At 65.0% G+C, this 17,540-nt stretch carries 14 protein-coding genes; 9 read left to right on the forward strand and 5 right to left on the reverse strand.

Annotated features, from left to right (window positions below; translation table 11 throughout):
* Positions 1-10 precede the first annotated feature (10 nt).
* Complete coding sequence (locus tag BI327_RS15360) at positions 11-1,471, forward strand: glycerol-3-phosphate dehydrogenase (RefSeq protein ID WP_076861271.1); 1,461 nt, start codon at positions 11-13, stop codon at positions 1,469-1,471.
* A gap of 146 nt (positions 1,472-1,617) precedes the next feature.
* Here BI327_RS15360 and BI327_RS15365 read toward each other — a convergent pair whose 3' ends face one another.
* On the reverse strand, positions 1,618-2,847 hold the full coding sequence (locus BI327_RS15365; protein WP_083742140.1) for a tetratricopeptide repeat protein: 1,230 nt from the start codon (positions 2,845-2,847) through the stop codon (positions 1,618-1,620).
* 322 nt (positions 2,848-3,169) lie between these two features.
* On the opposite strand from BI327_RS15365, the gene BI327_RS15370 reads away from it, so the two are divergent.
* The 4 genes from BI327_RS15370 to BI327_RS15385 all read left to right on the forward strand — a co-directional run bounded on the left by BI327_RS15370 (position 3,170) and on the right by BI327_RS15385 (position 7,370).
* Positions 3,170-4,246 (forward strand): calcium:proton antiporter, encoded by a 1,077-nt coding sequence (locus BI327_RS15370; protein ID WP_076861274.1) that lies wholly within the window; start codon positions 3,170-3,172, stop codon positions 4,244-4,246.
* Between the two features lie 225 nt (positions 4,247-4,471).
* Complete coding sequence (locus BI327_RS15375; RefSeq protein ID WP_076861276.1) at positions 4,472-5,644, forward strand: ABC transporter ATP-binding protein; 1,173 nt, start codon at positions 4,472-4,474, stop codon at positions 5,642-5,644.
* Positions 5,641-6,555, forward strand: a complete 915-nt coding sequence (locus tag BI327_RS15380; protein ID WP_076861278.1) for an ABC transporter permease — start codon at positions 5,641-5,643, stop codon at positions 6,553-6,555. The genes BI327_RS15375 and BI327_RS15380 overlap by 4 nt, the downstream gene beginning before the upstream one ends.
* Positions 6,555-7,370 carry an ABC transporter permease gene (locus tag BI327_RS15385; RefSeq protein ID WP_076861280.1) on the forward strand — a complete coding sequence of 272 codons (816 nt, stop codon included), beginning with the start codon at positions 6,555-6,557 and terminating at the stop codon, positions 7,368-7,370. The genes BI327_RS15380 and BI327_RS15385 overlap by 1 nt, the downstream gene beginning before the upstream one ends.
* Before the next feature lie 167 nt (positions 7,371-7,537).
* On the opposite strand, the gene BI327_RS15390 is transcribed toward BI327_RS15385, so the two are convergent.
* From BI327_RS15390 to BI327_RS15405, 4 genes are all read right to left on the reverse strand, one after another.
* Positions 7,538-8,389, reverse strand: a complete 852-nt coding sequence (locus BI327_RS15390; RefSeq protein WP_076861282.1) for a carbohydrate ABC transporter permease — start codon at positions 8,387-8,389, stop codon at positions 7,538-7,540.
* Positions 8,386-9,255 (reverse strand): carbohydrate ABC transporter permease, encoded by an 870-nt coding sequence (locus BI327_RS15395; RefSeq protein WP_076861284.1) that lies wholly within the window; start codon positions 9,253-9,255, stop codon positions 8,386-8,388. Before BI327_RS15395 ends, BI327_RS15390 begins: the two co-directional genes overlap by 4 nt.
* 211 nt (positions 9,256-9,466) lie before the next feature.
* Positions 9,467-10,852, reverse strand: a complete 1,386-nt coding sequence (locus tag BI327_RS15400; RefSeq protein ID WP_076861286.1) for an ABC transporter substrate-binding protein — start codon at positions 10,850-10,852, stop codon at positions 9,467-9,469.
* 204 nt (positions 10,853-11,056) lie between these two features.
* Positions 11,057-13,018: an AsmA family protein gene (locus BI327_RS15405; RefSeq protein WP_076861288.1), complete on the reverse strand. Its 1,962-nt coding sequence runs from the start codon at positions 13,016-13,018 to the stop codon at positions 11,057-11,059.
* Positions 13,019-13,263: 245 nt separating this feature from the next.
* Between BI327_RS15405 and BI327_RS15410 the strand changes: the two genes are divergently transcribed.
* From BI327_RS15410 to BI327_RS15425, 4 genes are all read left to right on the forward strand, one after another.
* Positions 13,264-13,971, forward strand: a complete 708-nt coding sequence (locus tag BI327_RS15410; RefSeq protein WP_076861290.1) for a CoA transferase subunit A — start codon at positions 13,264-13,266, stop codon at positions 13,969-13,971.
* A 24-nt stretch (positions 13,972-13,995) separates the two neighbouring features.
* Positions 13,996-14,646 (forward strand): 3-oxoacid CoA-transferase subunit B, encoded by a 651-nt coding sequence (locus BI327_RS15415; RefSeq protein ID WP_076861292.1) that lies wholly within the window; start codon positions 13,996-13,998, stop codon positions 14,644-14,646.
* Position 14,647: 1 nt separating this feature from the next.
* Entirely contained in the window at positions 14,648-15,292 is a 645-nt protein-coding gene (locus BI327_RS15420) for a GNAT family N-acetyltransferase (protein ID WP_076861294.1), read from the forward strand.
* Positions 15,293-15,684: 392 nt separating this feature from the next.
* The gene (locus BI327_RS15425; RefSeq protein ID WP_076861296.1) at positions 15,685-17,391 is read left to right on the forward strand and encodes a vWA domain-containing protein; all 1,707 of its coding nucleotides are present in this window, start codon (positions 15,685-15,687) and stop codon (positions 17,389-17,391) included.
* Positions 17,392-17,540 lie beyond the last annotated feature (149 nt).

Raw genomic sequence — 17,540 nt, forward strand, 5'->3', positions numbered from 1 at the left:
GGCGTTGCGCATGGCGGACTACGACGTCGCGATCATCGGCGGTGGCTTGAACGGCACCAGCATGGCCCGTGACGCGGCCGGCCGCGGCCTGCGCGTGATCCTGCTGGAGCAGGGCGATCTCGGCTCCGGCGCGTCGCAGGCCTCGCCGCGGCTGGTCCACGGCGACCTGGCGGGGCTGGAGCGGCGCCGGTTCTTCCGCGTTCGCAGGGCACTCAGGGAGCGCGACGTGATGCTGCGCATCGCGCCGCATCTGGTGCGGCCGATGCGCTTTGCGCTTCCCGCGCATGCCGAGGAGCGGCCGCCATGGCAATTGCGGTCGTTGCTGCTGCTCTATGAGCGATTGGCTTCGCGCAGCGGCCTGCCGCGCTCGGCGACACTCGACGTCACCCACCATCCGGTCGGCAATGCGCTGAAGCGGCCGTTCGGCACCGCGTTCGAATATTCCGACTGCGTAGTCGACGATTCCCGGCTTGTCGTTCTGACCGCCGTCGACGCCGCGGCGCGCGGCGCCGATATCCGCACCGGCGCGCGCGTGACCCGGGCCGAGCGCGGCGAGACCTGGCGGCTGGTCGCGATCGACCGCGGCTATCGGCGGGTGATCACGGCGCGGTCGCTGGTCAACGCGACCGGCGCGTGGACCGCCTCCGTCGCCGACACCGTGTTGCGCGTGCCGGCGCCCCAGCTCGCGACCGTGCAGATCAGCCAGATCGTGGTGCGCCGCCTGTTCGACTGCAACAACGTCTATGTGTTCCAGAATCCCGACGGACAGCTGATCTTCGCCAGTCCCTATGAGCGCGACTACACTCTGATCGGCAGCGTCAGTCATCCCTTCAAGGGCGATCCCGCCATTGTCGCGATGGGCGTGCGTGAAGTGGCCTATCTCTGCGACGCAGCCAATCGCTATTTTCGTGAGCAGATTGCGCCGGCCGATGCGCTGCGAACGATTTCCGGCGCCAATTCAGTCGTCGCGTCCGCGCGCCGGCGCGATGGGGCAGCACTGCTCGATTACAGGCGCGGCAAGGCGCCGCTGCTCACGGTCTTCGGCGGCGACGTCACCACGTCGCGGCGCCGCGCCGAGCGGGCGGTGTCGGAGTTCACCCGGTTCTATCCGATGACGCCGCGCTGGACCGCAACAGTGCCGCTGCCGGGCGGCGAATTCGCGTGGCAGCGCTTCGAGACCGAGGTCGACATCGCGCGCGACCGCTGGCGTTTCCTCGGCGAGGCGCAGGCGCGGCGGCTGGTGGCCGCCTATGGGCTGAATGTAAAGGACGTGCTGGGCGACGCCAGGGAGAAGGCCGATCTCGGCCCCGCCTTCGGCACTGAGTTGACCGGTGCCGAGGTGCGCTACCTCATGCGCAAGGAATGGGCGCGCTTTCCCGACGACGTGCTGTGGCGCCGCTCCAAGCTCGGGCTGACCATGCCGCAAGCCGATCGCGACGCGCTCGCAGCGTTCATGGCGAAAGCAGATTGAACGCGGCTCTCAAACCTCCCCTTGAAAAGGGGAGGTCGCTTTGCTCGCAGAGCAAAGCGGGTGGGGATCTGCTCTCTCCCCAGACACCGTCGCTTGTGGCTGACCCCCATCCCGACCTTCCCCCTTTCAGGGGGAAGGAGAAGGCGCTATTGCCGCGCCGCCTCCTGCGACCAGGCGAGGTCGCGCCGCGATGGACGCCGGTGCAGCCGGTCTGAGATCAGGCTCGTTGCTTGCCGGCCCTGACCCGCGCGCAGGCATGCGACAATGAACGTGTCCTCCCACAATTCGCGCTGGGCATGGCTGCCCCCGATCCGCACCAGCTCGGGCATCAGCGGCGCCAGGATGCGCACGGCATTGCCATGGTCGCCGGCGGCGAAGGCCGCGATTCCCCGGCCGAGCCCGATCGCGGCAGGTCCGGGCGCCAGCTTGCCATCGGCGTCGCGCGCCGCCATCTCGGCCAGCCGCGTCTCGAGCGCCTCGTTGTTGGTCGTGGCTGCGACCAGCGCATGGTGTACGTCGGCGAAATGCGCGCCGGCCTTCGGGAAATAGCCGTCGCCATAGGCGGCGACGTCCTTCCAGTGCGCTTCGAGACCGGATTTGCCCGCGACCGTCAGCCGCCACAGCAGCGAGGCCGTGTCGGTGTAGATGTTGAGTGGCGGATAGGGCCGGTTGGCCGGCTTGATGTGCTGCTCGTAAATGGCAAGCGCACTGTCGGCGTCGCCTTCCTCGATCGCGATCAGGGCAAGATGCCAGGCGAGATGGCCTTGCAGGAAGCTGGTGCGATCATTCGCCGGCAGCCAACCAGAGAGGAAGCTGCGGCCCTCCGCCGCGTCGCCCTGCTCGAACAGCGCATGCGCCACGGCGTGCGCGGCGCCGGCGCTCTCCGGCTTCAGCGCATAGCCGCGCTCGGTGATGGCGCGGCCGGAGACGAGGTCGCCGGCCTCGGTCTTCGACCAGCCGAGATAGGTGAGGAACCACCAATCGTCGCCATAGTCGCTGACATAGCGCTCGGAGATCGCGAGCCGCGCCGCGTCATGGTCGGATCGGCCGGAGAAGGCATAGAGTCCGAAGGCGCCGAGCAATAGTGAGAGTATCTGCGCATCGCGTGGATATTCGTCGAGATGCTGCTCGGCCGCCGTCATCGCCTTCTTGCCCTGGCCCTCGATCGCGGATGCGATGATCTCGATGTGCTGGCGCTCGCGCGGGCTTGCCGCCGCGGCCAGCTGCCGTGCATCGCCTGCCTTGGCGCGGGCCCGGGCGCCCTCCATGTTGAGCTGGTGGACGCGGGCACGGCCGAGATGCGCCAGCGCGAAGTCGGGGTCTTCGGCGATCGCCGCCTCGAACGCCGCATCGGCGCCGTGCAGCGCCGCCAGCATCCGATCGACGCCGTCGACATAATAGGCGGCGGCGCGGTCCGAATTGGTGGCCAGCGGCAGGCCATAGCGGTCGCAAATCATCGGTTGTCCTCCCGAGTTCGGCTGCGAAGTCTAGGGCATGTACTCATAAAGGCAACGAGCGTGCCTTCGGGGCTTACGTCTGCCTAGCCTCAACAGCATCGCAAGGGCGGACATCGCCGGAGGTCCGGGTTGGGCCAACAAGAGACGTCACCTCAGTGTCGAGCGGGCCGCGCCAACCAGATCACTCGACCGCATCGGTTCGCGATTGTAAAGTGCGCTGAACGACGACGGGGGGGGGCCGATGGTTGGGACGCAGATTCCGCTTTGGACCAGAGCATGGCCTGCCGCAGCCTGTGTCGTCCTGTTCGTTGCGCCATTCCTTAAAGGAAATGGGATCGTCGCCGCCGTCGCCGGGATCGTTGTATTGGGCACCGTATTCGCGGCCGTGCACCATGCAGAGGTCGTCGCCCACCGGGTTGGTGAACCTTTCGGTACGCTAATCCTCGCTCTGGCGGTTACGGTGATAGAAACCGCCTTGATCGTCTCCGTCATGATTTCTGCGCCAGACCAAAATGCAGGGCTCGCACGCGACACGGTTTTCGCAGCCGTCATGATCGTCTGCAATGGCATCGTTGGCCTGTGTTTGCTGATAGGCGGGGCTCGTCATCGAGAGCAGGTTTTTCAGGTTCATGGCGCAAACGCCGCGATGGCCGTTTTGGCTGCGCTGACGAGCCTCACTCTGATTCTGCCCAACTTTGCTGCGCGCGAACTCGGTCCACTATATAGCCGTCCGCAGCTCATTTTTGCGGGTATGATTTCGCTGGTGCTCTACTGCTCCTTTGTTTTCGTGCAAACAGTGCGGCACCGGGAGCATTTCCTGCCAGCGACGAACGATGACGAGATGCATGCGTCTCCGCCGTCCAACAAAATGGCTTTTGAAAGTGCTGGCCTTCTGGTCGTCTCTCTGGTCACCATCGTTGGTCTCGCCAAAATACTGACCCCCACGGTGGAGCTTGGAATAGAAAGCCTTCACATGCCAAAGTCGACTGTGGGGATTATCATCGCGGCGTTGGTACTCTTGCCGGAATGCTTAGCGGCTCTGCGGGCGGCGCAAGGAAATCAACTGCAAACCAGTTTGAACTTGGCCTTGGGGTCGGCGCTCGCGACGATTGGCCTGACCATCCCCGCTGTCGCAGCGGTGTCCATTATCCTCGGGCAGCGCCTCGAACTAGGTCTCGACGTCAAAGACCAATTCCTACTTGCTCTCACACTTGTTCTTGGCATGATTACATTGGCAACCGGCCGCACCAACGTCCTCCAAGGCATCGTGCACCTCGTTATCTTCGCCGTATTTGTGTTCTTTGCGGTGCAACCCTGAGATTTTGATATGCGCGCTCGCCGTCCGCTACGGGTCAAAAGCGGCAAGAACTGAGCAAGTGCCTTCCGGCTTGTACCTCAAAGCCGACGTAAGGCGTTGATGAGTGCACGCCCCGGCAGGGGCGCCGACGCCGACAATATTGCGGGAGATGTCCGTGAGGCGGTTGAGCCGGTGGCGATCCGCCGCTAGCTTGCCGGCAGGATTGGACCTTGCGGGGAATCGGGGCTGACGGACGTGATAGCAGGCGAAGCGAGTGCGGAGGCGGCCAAGCCGTTGCCTGAACCGGCCGTCTCGGACATGCCGCTGTTGCGGATCGAGGGCGTCGCCAAATCGTTCGGCAATTTCCGCGCGGTCGACAAGCTCTCGCTCGACATCCGCGCCGGCGAGTTCTTCGCGCTGCTCGGCCCGAGCGGCTGCGGCAAGACCACGCTGCTGCGCATGCTCGCCGGCTTCGAGACGCCGGACGAGGGCCGCATCCTGCTCGGCGGCAGCGACATCGCCCAGGTGTTGCCGCATGAGCGGCCGGTCAACATGATGTTCCAGAACTACGCGCTGTTCCCGCATCTGTCGGTGCGCGACAACATCGCGTTCGGGCTGAAGCGCGCCGGCATGGCGCGCAAGGATATCGCGATCCGCGTCGCGGAGATGGTGGCGCTGGTCAAGCTCGAGGGGATGGAGAAGCGCAAGCCGGACCAGCTCTCGGGCGGACAGCGGCAGCGCGTCGCGCTGGCGCGCTCGCTGGCGCGGCGGCCGCAGGTGTTGCTGCTCGACGAGCCACTCGCCGCGCTCGACAAGAAGCTGCGCGAGAGCACGCAAGGCGAGCTGATGGAGCTGCAGCGCCGGCTCGGCATGACCTTCATCATCGTCACCCACGATCAGGAGGAGGCGATGACCATGGCCGGCCGGATCGGCGTGATGGACGCTGGCCGGCTGGTCCAGGTCGCCACCCCGCGCAATCTCTACGAGGCGCCGGCCTCGCGCTGGATCGCCGAGTTCGTCGGCGACATCAATCTGTTCAACGGCGAGGTCGCCGCGCGCGATCATGGCCGCCTGACGGTCAAGACGACGGAGGCAGGCACCCTCGCGGTCAGCGAGCTGTGGCCGCCGGTGACCAAGCAGGTCGTCAGCGTCGCGATCCGCCCCGAGAAGGTGAAGCTGTCGCGCCGCGCGCCGGCAACGGACGCAGGCGCATCGCAGGCGATCAACCGGCTGGAAGGCGTCGTCATCGACGTCAACTATCTCGGCGGCGTGACCAGCTACCGGGTGAAGCTGGAGACCGGCGCGGTGGTACGCTCGTCGATGGCCAACACCGCGCGGCTCGACGTCGACGCCTATCTCGCCGGCCAGCGCGTGGTGGCGTGGTTCACTGCCGACGACTGCCTGGTGCTGGAGCAATGAGCGCGCGCCGCATCTTCGCCCGGCCGGCGCGGCTCGCCGCGATCGCACCCTATCTGTGGATGGTGCTGTTCTTCCTGGTGCCGTTCGGCTTCGTGCTGAAGATCAGCCTGTCGCAGACCGCGATCGCGCAGCCGCCCTATACGCCGGTGTTCGATTTCACCGAAGGCCGCGCGGCGCTGGCGGCCGCCTTTGCGCAATTGTCGTTCGACAATTTCCGCCTGCTGATATCGGACAATCTCTACATCCTGTCCTATCTGCGCAGCCTCGTCGTGGCGGTGACCTCGACGCTGATCCTGCTCTTGATCGGCTACCCCATCGCCTACGGCATGGCACGATTGCCGCAGCGCTGGCAGGGCGTGGCGATGATGCTGGTCATTGTGCCGTTCTGGACCTCGTTCCTGATCCGCATCTATGCCTGGATCAACATCCTGCAGCATGACGGCCTGCTCAACCAGATCCTGCTGGCGCTGCACATCGTGTCGGCGCCGGTGGTCTGGCTGTCGACCGACAGCGCGATGTATCTCGGCATCGTCTATTCCTATCTGCCCTTCATGATCCTGCCGCTTTATGCGACGCTCTCGAAGCTGGATGCCTCGCTGCTGGAGGCCGCGGGTGATCTCGGCGCCTCGCCGCTTCAAGCGTTCTGGCTGGTCACATTCCCGCTGTCGCTGCCGGGCGTCGGCGCCGGTGCACTGCTCTGCTTCATCCCTGTTGTCGGCGAGTTCGTGATCCCCGACCTGCTTGCTGGCTCCAATTCGCTGATGATCGGGCAGACGCTGTGGCTCGAGTTCTTCACCAACAAGGACTGGCCGGTGGCATCCGCTGCCGCGGTCGCGTTGCTGCTTTTGCTGGTGCCGCCGCTCGTGCTCTATGATCGCCTGCAACGCCGCCAGCTCGCGGCGAACCGCTGATGGCGAGCACCGCGACCAGGCTCACGCGCTTCAACATGACCTCGCTGGCGGCGGGGCTGGCGTTCCTCTATCTGCCGATCGGGATCCTCGTGATCTACTCCTTCAACGCCTCGCGGCTGGTGACGGTTTGGGGCGGCTGGTCGCTGCGCTGGTACCACGAGTTCTTCAACGACCGCGCCATGCTGGAGGCGGCGTGGATGAGCCTGTCGGTCGCCGCGGTGTCGGCGACGCTGGCGACATTGTTGGGCACGCTGGCGGCGGTCGGGTTGGCGCGGGGCGAGCGGTTCCGGGGGCGGGCGCTGTTCTCCGGCATGCTGTATTCGCCGCTGGTCATGCCCGAGGTGATCTCCGGCCTGTCGCTGCTCTTGCTGTTCGTGGCGTTGAACGCGGAGCGCGGCTTCTGGACGGTGACGATCGCCCACACCACGCTGACGATGTGCTTCGTCACCGTCGTGGTGCAGTCGCGCCTGACCGCGCTCGACCGCAGCCTCGAGGAAGCCGCGATGGATCTCGGCTGCGATCCGGTGCGCGCCTTCCTTTTGGTGACGCTGCCGCTGATCCTGCCTGCGATCATCGCCGGCTGGATGCTGGCGTTCACGCTGTCGCTCGACGACGTCGTGATCGCGAGCTTCACCACCGGGCCGGGCTCGGCGACGCTGCCGATCCGGATCTATTCGGAAGTGCGACTCGGCGTGAAGCCCGAGATCAACGCGATCTGCACGCTGGTGATTGCGCTGATCGCCGTCATCATCGTGATCGCCTCGTTCGCCTCGAAACTGTCGAACGCGCGCGGCGAGAGCGCCGCGCCGCTGTAGAGCATGATGGTTGAACTCGTGCTTCACCTCTCCCTTGGGAGAGGTCGGCGCGCAGCGCCGGGTGAGGGATTACGGTCTCTCGTTAGTGCCGCGGCCCCCTCACCCGGATTGCTTCGCAATCCGACCTCTCCCCGGCGGGGAGAGGTGAGCCGAGACTGCGCCAACCCCTACGACTTGACGGCGCCGGCGGTCAGCCCGCCGACCATGTAGCGCTTGAAGGCGTAATAGACCGCGGCCGGCGGCAGCGCGTAGATGAAGCCGGTGGTCATCAGAAGCTCCCACGGCGAATCGTCGGCGGCGAGGAAGTTGCCGAGCGCGACCGGCAGCGTGATGTCGGTATCCTTCGAGAGCAGCAGGAACGCGTAGAGATATTCGTTCCAGGCGAGCAGGATCGCGTAGGTGCCGACCGCGACCAGCGAGGGCATCATCAAGGGCACATAGACCAGCCGGAACAGCTGCATTGTGGTGGCGCCGTCCATCGTCGCGGCTTCATCCAGCTCGACCGGCAGCTTGTCGGAGGCTTGTTTGAGCACCCAGATCGCGTAGGGCGCTGCGATCGTCACCATCGCGAGTATCAGCGACCAGTGATTGTTGAGGAGGCCGTAGGTGCCCATGGTGCGGTACATCGGCACGGCAAGGAACGCCGCCGGGATGAAATAGGTGAACAGCGCTAGGTTCATCACGGCGCGGCCGCCCGGCACGCGCAGCCGCGAGATCGAGAACGCGGCGGCGGTGGCCACGAACAGCGTCAGCGCGCCGACCGCGAGCGCGATCACGGTCGAATTCCAGAACTGGATCCAGAAGTCGCGCAGGAAGTAGTGCTGCTGGTGGAACACGATCGAGAAATTATGCAGCGTCGGATGCGTCGGCCACAGCTTGCCGGAGAATGCGTCCTCCTTCGGCGAGATCGCGAACACGAACATGTGGTAGATCGGGATCATGGTCCAGATGAAGACCGGGATGCCGATCAGCAGCAGCTTGGCTTCGGTGCCGACGTCGCGGAGGGTGGGCAGCTTCATCGCGACAACCGTTTCATCATGAAATAGACCAGTGGCAGCACGAACGGCATGGCGCAGACGATCGAGGCCATCGCCAGCGAGAGCTGATCCAGCCTGAGATAGCGGATGCCGAGCGTCGACAGCACGTGGGTGAGGTCGGCGGGCCCGCCGCCGGTGAGCAGATAGACGCTGTTGAAGTCGCCCAGCGTCCAGATCATCGAGAGCAGCGTGCAGGTGATGTAGAGCGTCTGCATCGACGGCCAGGTGATGTAGCGGAACTTCTGCCACCAATTGGCGCCGTCGACGTCGGATGCCTCGTACAGATCGTGCGAGATTGCGAGCCGCCCGGTCAGCAGGATCAGCGTCCAGAACGGCAGCGATTTCCAGATGTGGACGCCGATCGCCATCGCGAGCGCGACCGCCGGATCGTTCAGCCAGTTCGGGCCGTCGTCGCCGGTGAACTTGAAGATCAGCTGGTTGACCACGCCCCATTCGGGATTGAGCATGAAGCGCACCGACAGGATGGTCGGGATCGACGGCACCGCCCAGGGCAGGATGAAGATCACCGACAACCACCTGATCCAGGGCCGCTGCTGGGCGAAGAAGCCGGACAGGAACAGCGCGATCAGCATCTTGATGTTGATGCCGATGACCAAAAAGATCAGCGTGTTGATCGCCGCGCGCGCGAAGATCGGATCGTGATAGAGCGCGACATAGCTCGATGGCTGGCGCGCCAGCCACAGGCCGTAGCAGACCGGATAGACCACGAAGGCGAGGAAGACGAGCAGATAGGGCGCGAGCAGCACGATGCCCCAGACCTGCGGCGGCGTCAGCCGCGCCGACAGCGGCGGCGAGGGGGCATCGGATGCGGAGAGCGTGATCGCCATTCGTGAACTCTTGCAGCCCGTGAACTTTTGAAGCGAGGTGTCGCCAGAACCTACCCTGTCGTCCCTGCGAAAGCAGGGACCCATAACCACCGGCTTTCGTTGTTGCACGAAAGCCGGTCACCAGTATCTTTCAAAATTACCGCCGCGGCATATGGGTCCCTGCTTTCGCAGGGACGACGGAGACATACGTTCGCGCCGGTCATCGCTGACGTTACCCCGCGACCTGCTTGATGCGGGCGATCAGTTCGTCGACGGCCTTGTCGACCGGCACCTTCTCGCTGACGACGCGGTTCATGGCCTTGGCCCAGACGTTCTCGTTGTTGAGGATGGTGAACTTCCAGTTCTTGGTGAAGTCGAACGGCGCGGTGCCGCCGGTGAACTGATTCCACACCGCCTTGCGATGCCGGTCGGCCTGCCAGAACGGGCTCGCTTGGCTGGCCTTGGTCACCGGGAACCAGCGGCCGAGCGCACCCTCGACATAGGGCCGCACATTGTCTTCCTGCATCAGGAACGCGATGAACTGCTTGCCTTCCGCCTTGTTCTTGGCGTTGGCGAAGATCAGGCCGGTCTTGACGTCGGAGCGGTACTTGATCGTCGAGCCGTCCGGTGCCTTGGGGAACGACGCCGTGATGATGTCCTGCTCATAGGCCTGCTTGCCGGCCGCGCGCTGCGCGTCGGTCAGCGCCGGGTTGGTGGAGTCCTCGAACCACTTCGCCGCGATCGAGATCGTGAAATTGTGCGTCATCACGATCGTCTTGTTGTGGAAGGCGACGTTGTTGTCCGGATCCTTCCAGGTCGTCGATGAGGGCGGCGTACAGCCCTTGATGTAGGTGTCGGTGTAGTCCTTCAGCGCGTGGATCAAGCCGTCGCGCACCTTGGGATCGTCGACCAAGAGCTTGCCGTCATCGTCGACCAGCTTGACGTGGTAGGCGTCCATGAAGGTGTAGAACGACTGGAAGGAGTCGGTGGATTCGACGCCCATCGGCTGGCCGACGCCGTAGATCCGCTGGCCGGTCGCCTTGCGGATCGCCGGCTGCACCTTGTCGCACCAGAACGACCAGTAGTCCTCCCACTTGGTCGGGATGTCGGCGGCCTTGAAGCCGGCCTTCTCCAGCATGTCGCCCCAGATCTGGACGTGCATGCTCTGCTGCTTCAGCGGGAAGCCGTAATAGGACTTCTTCTTGGTGACGTCGTTGTAGAGCAGCGCCGCTTCCAGCGTGTTCGGCGCGAAGGCATCCTTCATCGGCAGCATGATGTCGGAGAGGTCTTCGAGCTTGCCCTCGAACGCCCACTTGCCCTGGGCCTGCACGTCGTAGGTGTCGGAATAGGCGACGTCGGGCACGGTGCCGGAATCCAGCGCGGCGACCGTCTTCGGGATCATGTCCTGGATCGCGTATTGCGACAGTTCGACCTTGATGCCGGTCTTGGCTTCGAATTTCTTGATGGTCTCGAGCAGCGCGTCATCTTCGGATTTGTAAAATCCCTTGCCCCACCAGACGGTGATCGTCTTGCCCTGGGCCAGAGCGGGTGCAGTTGCGGCGAACAGGCCGACCGCAGCGACCGCAATTGATAGCGCACCGATAACCTTGGATTTCACGTTGTTCTCCCCTCATGACGCCGGTTTATTTTAACCGGTTGGGTAAAACACTAGCGCATGCCTGTGACCTGATAAAGATGTCGCATCGACGACTTCTGTAGGGGTTCGCCGCGCGAGCGTGGATCGGTCCCGGCACATCCATGCGGAAAGTGAATGGATCGGTCAGTTCGACTTGATTAGTTCGACTTGGCTAGTTCGACTTGGTCAGTTCGACTTGGCATTCTCGGCCGACGTCGCCGTGCCGCTGCCGGGCGCGCTCGGCGCAGCATCCGGCGCCGGCTGCTTCGCGGTGCCGCCGGTGAAGCGTTCAATCACCGAACGCACCGCGTCGCGGGTCTTGCGATCCTTCACCGCATCGAGCAGCGGGGCGGATGCGGGCGAGCGGCGGATCAGGCTTTCCGGATCGGGGAAGATCAGGGGATCGTCCCACGGGCCCTGGATCACGAACGGCAGATCGAACCCGTTGCCGCCGGCGGCGGACGAGGTCAGGCTCGCGACGCCCTTGAGATCGTACTCGCGCGACGGCACCGAGGCGGTGCCGGTCAGCGTGATCTTCGCCGCGGGGCTCTCGACATGGATGTCGTCCGCGGTCGCGACGCCGTCGGCGAATTTCACCGAGATGCTGAGATTGTTGTAGGGCGTCGAGCCGGAGCGGAAATTGCCGCCGCCGGACAGCGGCCGCTTCTCCAGCCGCTTCAACAGCTGCTCGACATTGAAGCCCGCGATCGCGCCGTCATGCCCGTTCAGCGTGGCGGTGCCGTCGAGCGATGAGGCGAGCCCGAACGGGCTCGAGCCGGAGGCGGTCAGCGAGACGTTGAGGTTGCCGCGGCCGGACAGCTTGTTGATGCCGAACAATTCGCTGGCGCAGGCCTGCAGATCGACGTCGGTGAACTGGAATTGCGCCCGGACATCGGCGACCGCGTCGGAGCGCGCGATCGCGAACGAACCCTTGGCGATCCCGCCATACATCTGCGCCTCGCCGACGCTGAGCGCCAGCGCGCCGCCGCGCAGATTGGCGCCGAACGCAGTGCGGCCGAGCTTGGAGGGGCCGACCGTCACCTTGGCGGCCGACAGGCGCATGTCGAGATCGGTCGAGGACAGCGAGGACAGGTCGAACAGCTGCCTGTTCCAATCGCGCTGGCCGCTGGCCAAGAGGCGGAACGTCGAGATGTAGGGCGTGAAATCGAGGTTGCCGGCGGCAAGCGTCGCCTGCAGCGTCTGCCGGCCGTTATTGGCGTAAGTCATCACGCCCTCGGCGACGTTGCCGTCGAGCTCGACATTGACATTGGTGAACGCGACCGAGCCGCCGACCACATTGGCGCGGGCCTTCAGCGCGAAGCGGCCGAAGCCGCCACCGCCACCGGGCGGCGCCTGGCCCATCCAGCGCAAGGCGTTGCGCAGCGACGGGCTGTCCATGGTGGCCGTGCCTTCCATCATCAGGCTGGTGCGGTTGGCAACGGTTCCGTCGAATGCAACCTTCAGCGGCGCGCTGGCGAGCCGGGCCTTGAGGCCGGAGCGGTCGCCGGACAGCAGGGCGACGAAATCGCTGGCGCTGATCGAGCCGTCGACGCGCTCGCCGCGCCAGTCGAACTGGCCGGTTGCGGCAAACGACCGCGAGATCGACGGCCAGGCCAGCGACAAATCGATATCGCCGAGCTTCTCGGCGATGCGGTTGGTGCCGTCCTCGTAGTTCAGCTCGCCGTCCTGGATCCGGATCTCGGAGAACGACACCTGATTTTCGGCGCCTGGCGTCATCGCCTTGGCGATGGTCTCGACGAACGGGGTCCAGTTGCTCTCGCCGGCGCCGTCGCGGACCACATGGATATGCGGGCGGAGCATCATGACGTCGGCAATCTCGAACCGCCGCAGCAACAGCGGCAGCAGGCGCAGATTGGCGGTCAGCACGTCGACCTGCAGGGCCGGGTCGGTGGTGTCGGCGCCCTTCAGCCCGACATTATGAAAGGAGACATAACTGCCGGGAAAGACCGAAACGTCGATCGGGCCGTTGATGACCAGTTCGAGCCCGGTTACGGCGCGAATCTGCGCCTCCACCGCGCGCTGCAGCGCGTCCCGGTTGAGGAACCACGACGTTCCGACCAGCCCGACCAGCGCCAGGCCGAAAAGCGCCGCGATCGGCATCCCCAGGCGCTTAATTCCTTGGGCCATCGTCAATGACATATCCGGGTCGGGTTGAGTTTTGTCGGGTCGTCGTCGAACACAGCGGGCGCTCGCCGGAGGGCCCCTGCCAACCCACGCAACTTGAAGGGTTTTCTTGACGCTTTCAAGGCCATGTTGATGTCGCAGGGTGTCGCCCGTCGCCGCACGGGGCCGTGATTGACGCATTGCGAAGATTTCGCCTAATAATCCGCATTGTCACAGCCGTTCCGCGCCCTCCATCAGGTATTCGCTGCATGAACAAAGTTTATCCCGACGCCAAATCGGCACTCGATGGTCTCCTCAAGGACGGCATCATGATCATGTCGGGGGGCTTCGGCCTCTGCGGCATCGCCGAGACCCTGTCGGACGCGATCCGCGATTCCGGCGTCAAGGGGCTGACGGTCGTCTCCAACAATGCCGGTGTCGACGGCATCGGCCTGAGCCGGCTCTTGGAGACCCGCCAGATCAAGAAGATGATCTCGTCCTATGTCGGCGAGAACAAGCTGTTCGCCCAGCAATATCTCGCCGGCGAGCTCGAGCTCGAGTTCAACCCGCAGGGCACGCTCGCCGAGCGCATCCGCGCCGGCGGCGCCGGCATCCCGGCCTTCTACACGAAAACGGGCGTCGGCACGCTGATTGCCGAAGGCAAGGAAGTGAAGGAATTCGACGGCGAGAAGTACATCATGGAACGCGGCCTGTTCGCCGACGTCGCCATCGTCCATGCCTGGAAGGGCGACACCGCCGGCAACCTGGTCTACCGCAAGACCGCGCGCAACTTTAACCCGATGATGGCCACCGCCGCGAAGGTCACCGTCGCCGAGGTCGAGCATCTGGTGCCGGCCGGCGAGATCGACCCGGACCACATCCACACCCCCGGCATCTTCGTCAAGCGCATCATCGAGGTCGGCACGGCCAAGAAGCGGATCGAGTTCCGCAACACCCGTCCGCGGCCCGCAGCCTAAATCAAACCTTTTCAGGAGAGCCTCATGGCCTGGACCCGTGAACAGATGGCCGCCCGCGCCGCCAAGGAATTGCGCGACGGCTATTACGTCAATCTCGGCATCGGCATTCCGACGCTGGTCTCGAACTACATTCCCGACGGCATCGACGTCAGCTTGCAGAGCGAGAACGGCATGCTCGGCATGGGCCCGTTCCCCTATGAGGACGAGGTCGACGCCGACCTGATCAACGCCGGCAAGCAGACGGTGAGCGAGCTGCCCTCGACCAGCTATTTCTCCTCGGCCGATTCCTTCGGCATGGTGCGCGGCGGCCATATCGATCTGTCGATCCTCGGCGCCATGCAGGTGGCGCAGAACGGCGACCTCGCCAACTGGATGATCCCCGGCAAGATGGTGAAGGGCATGGGCGGCGCAATGGACCTCGTCGCCGGCGTCAAGCGCGTCGTCGTGGTGATGGAGCATTCCGCCAAGGACGGCGCCAAGCTGCTCAAGCAGTGCAATCTGCCGCTGACCGGCGAGCGCGTGGTCGACATGGTCGTGACTGACCTCGCTGTCTTCACCATCGACAAGCACGGCAAGGACGGCATGGCCCTGATCGAGCTCGCCGACGGTGTCACACTCGACGAGGTCAAGGCCAAGACCGAGGCGGAATTCCGCGTCGCGCTGAAGAACACCTGAGATGACCGGCGCGGGACGATCCTCGATCCGTCCCGCACGATCCGACGACGCTCCCTTCATCGCGCGCGTCGTCCTGGCCGCGCAGCGCGGCCCGCTGCCGCGCGGCTGGTTCGACATCGCGCTCGACCGGCCGGAGGCGGAGTGCCTGGCGTTCATGACGCGGCTCGCCGTGGCACGGGTGCGGTCATGGTACCACGTCGCGCATTTCCTGGTCGCCGAAGTCGATGGCGTGCCGGCGGCGGCGCTGTGCGCGATGCCTGCGTCCGGAACGGTCGTCGCGGCACGCGCGGCGATCGAGGAGGTCGCCTCCGAGACCGGCATGGATGCCGATGCCATCATCGCGCGCGGCGCCTATGCCCGTAACTGCTGGGTGCAGGGCGGCGAAGGCGACTGGCTGATCGAGCATGTCGCCAGGCAAGCCTCGCATCGCGGCGGTGGACTGGTGCAGGACTTGATCCGCCGCGCACTCGCCGACGGCAAGGCGGCAGGCTACGCGCGGGCGTCGATCTCGTTCCTGATCGGCAACGACGCGGCCGAACACTGCTACACCAGGGCCGGCTTCGCCTTCGCCGAAGAGAAACGCGACGCCGCCTTCGAGGCGATGACCGGCGCGCCGGGCTTTCGCAGATTTGCGCGCGGGATTTGAGGGCTGGAGCGCGGCCACATACACCGTTGTCGTCCCTGCGAAAGCAGGGACCCATACTCCGCGGCGGATGCGGTGAACGGAACTCATCGTTCCAGCATCGCTCAATATGACCATTGGTGGTTATGGGTCCCTGCTCCCGTGCGCAATTGCGCACTAGGCAGGGACGACACCGAGTATGTTGCGGCTTGCAGGCCACAATGCACGGCAGCGTGCAAAGCCGTGTCATGTGACGGCGCTCACGTCTGCGGTCACGGTCGACCTCGCAAAGCAATCTAATTGTCATCCGCGTGTCGCGTCAGTCCAAACGCTTGTCGTGATAGTCCAAGTGTCAGGACGACGGCTGTCGTAGTCGTCTTTGCCCTCCGATTGTCTCCATCATCGAGGACTGATCCGTGATTAAGGTTTTTCGCCGCTCGTTCGTTGCCGGCCTGCTGTCGCTTGGCCTGGCGTTGCTGTCACCTCACGGCGCGCAAGCGCAGGCGCAAGGGACCAATGCGGGGACCGACACCATCCTGGTGCTCGATGCTTCCGGCTCGATGTGGGGCCTGGTCGATGGGCAGAGCAAGATCTCCGCTGCACGGCAGGCGGTCGATGCCATCCTGTCGAAATGGAATCCCGCCGATCGTCTCGGCGTGATGGTCTACGGCCATCGCTCGAAGGGTGACTGCAAGGACATCGAGCTCATGGTGCCGGTCAGCAAGTTCGATCCGGCGAGGATCAAGGCCGCGGTCGACGGCATCAATCCGAAGGGCAAGACGCCGATCTCGGATTCGTTGCGCGCGGCTGCCGAGGCGCTGCACTCCACCGAGAACAAGGCGAATGTGATCCTGGTCTCCGACGGCATCGAGACCTGCGCGCCGGATCCGTGCGCGGCCGCGGCCGAGCTGAAGAAGGCCGGCATCGGCTTCACCGCCCACGTGATCGGCCTCGACGTCGCCGATCCCGCGGCGAAGAGCCAGCTGCAATGCATCGCGCGCGCGACCGGCGGGGTCTATCTCGATGCCGGCAATGCCGCGAGCCTGACCGGCGCGCTGACCAAGGCGGTGGCGGCGACGCAAGGCACCAAGGTCGTAAGCGAGGCGCCGCAGAAGCCGGTCGCCGATCCCTATCTCGGCAAGAACATCCGCGGCGTGGCGCGGCTTGCCGAAGGGCTCGATCCGATCAGCGATGAGGACGTCAACTGGGGCGTCTACAAGCGCGCCGGCGACGAGAAGGGCGAGCATGTCAACACCTTCTACGGCGCGCCGTTCGCCGACAACATCGCGCCCGGCGATTACATCGTGGAGGTGAGCTACCGCCAGCTCAAGCGCGAGTTTCCGCTCAAGGTCGAGAAGGGCAAGCCGGCCGCGCTCGATGTCATCCTCGACGCCGGCTACGTCACCAGCGAAGGCGCGGTGGCCGGCGGTGCCGGCAAGGTCGACGACGTGGTGTGGCAGGTCTCCGACAAGGGCGGAAAGCTGATCGCGCAGGAATACGACGCGGTGCCGCGCTTCGTGCTCGGCGCGGGCAATTATACGCTGACCCTGACCAAGGGACAGTCGAAGACCAGCAAGCCGTTCTCGGTCGCCGCCGGCGACTCGAGCAATGTCCAGCTCACGATCGACGTCGGCAAGCTGATCGTGACCTCGACCTATGCCGAGGGCGGCCCCAAGGTCGAGAAAGACCTGGTGGTCGCGATCCATCAGCCGGCCAAGGCCGATGGTGACGAGGGCGAGAAGGTTGCGCAGGATTACGAGGCCGAGTCGAAGTTCGATCTGCCGAGCGGCAGCTACGACGTGAAGGTCGCGATCGGCGAGGCCAGGGGCACGGCGCGCGCGGAGGTGAAATCCGGTGCGCCGACCCGGATCAACGTCAACCTGAACGCCGGCGTGGTCGGGATCAAGGCCGACGGTGCCCAGGAGATCGACATCCTGGGCGCCGAGCGCGACATCAATGACGAGCGCAAGCGCGTCTCGGTGACGTATGATGCAGCCGTCAACGTCGCGCTCAGCGCCGGCGACTATGTCGCGGTCGCCATCTATGCCGACGGCCAGAAAGCCGAGAAGCCGTTCTCGATCGCCGCCGGCAAGCGCGAGAGGCTGGAGATCAAGCAGCCGTAAGGCGTGGCGGCTTGTGACTCTGGCTCGTACGTGAGGTGAGCACTCTCTCAGGCTCCCTCCCCCCTTGCGGGGGAGGGTGAGGAGAGGGGTAAGCCCCGGACGCGATGATCGAGCGAGCTTCGCTCTCGCAATCTCGGTCGCGCTGCGTT

This window comes from Bradyrhizobium mercantei, assembly GCF_001982635.1.
In the GTDB taxonomy this organism is placed as follows: Bacteria; Pseudomonadota; Alphaproteobacteria; order Rhizobiales; family Xanthobacteraceae; genus Bradyrhizobium; species Bradyrhizobium mercantei.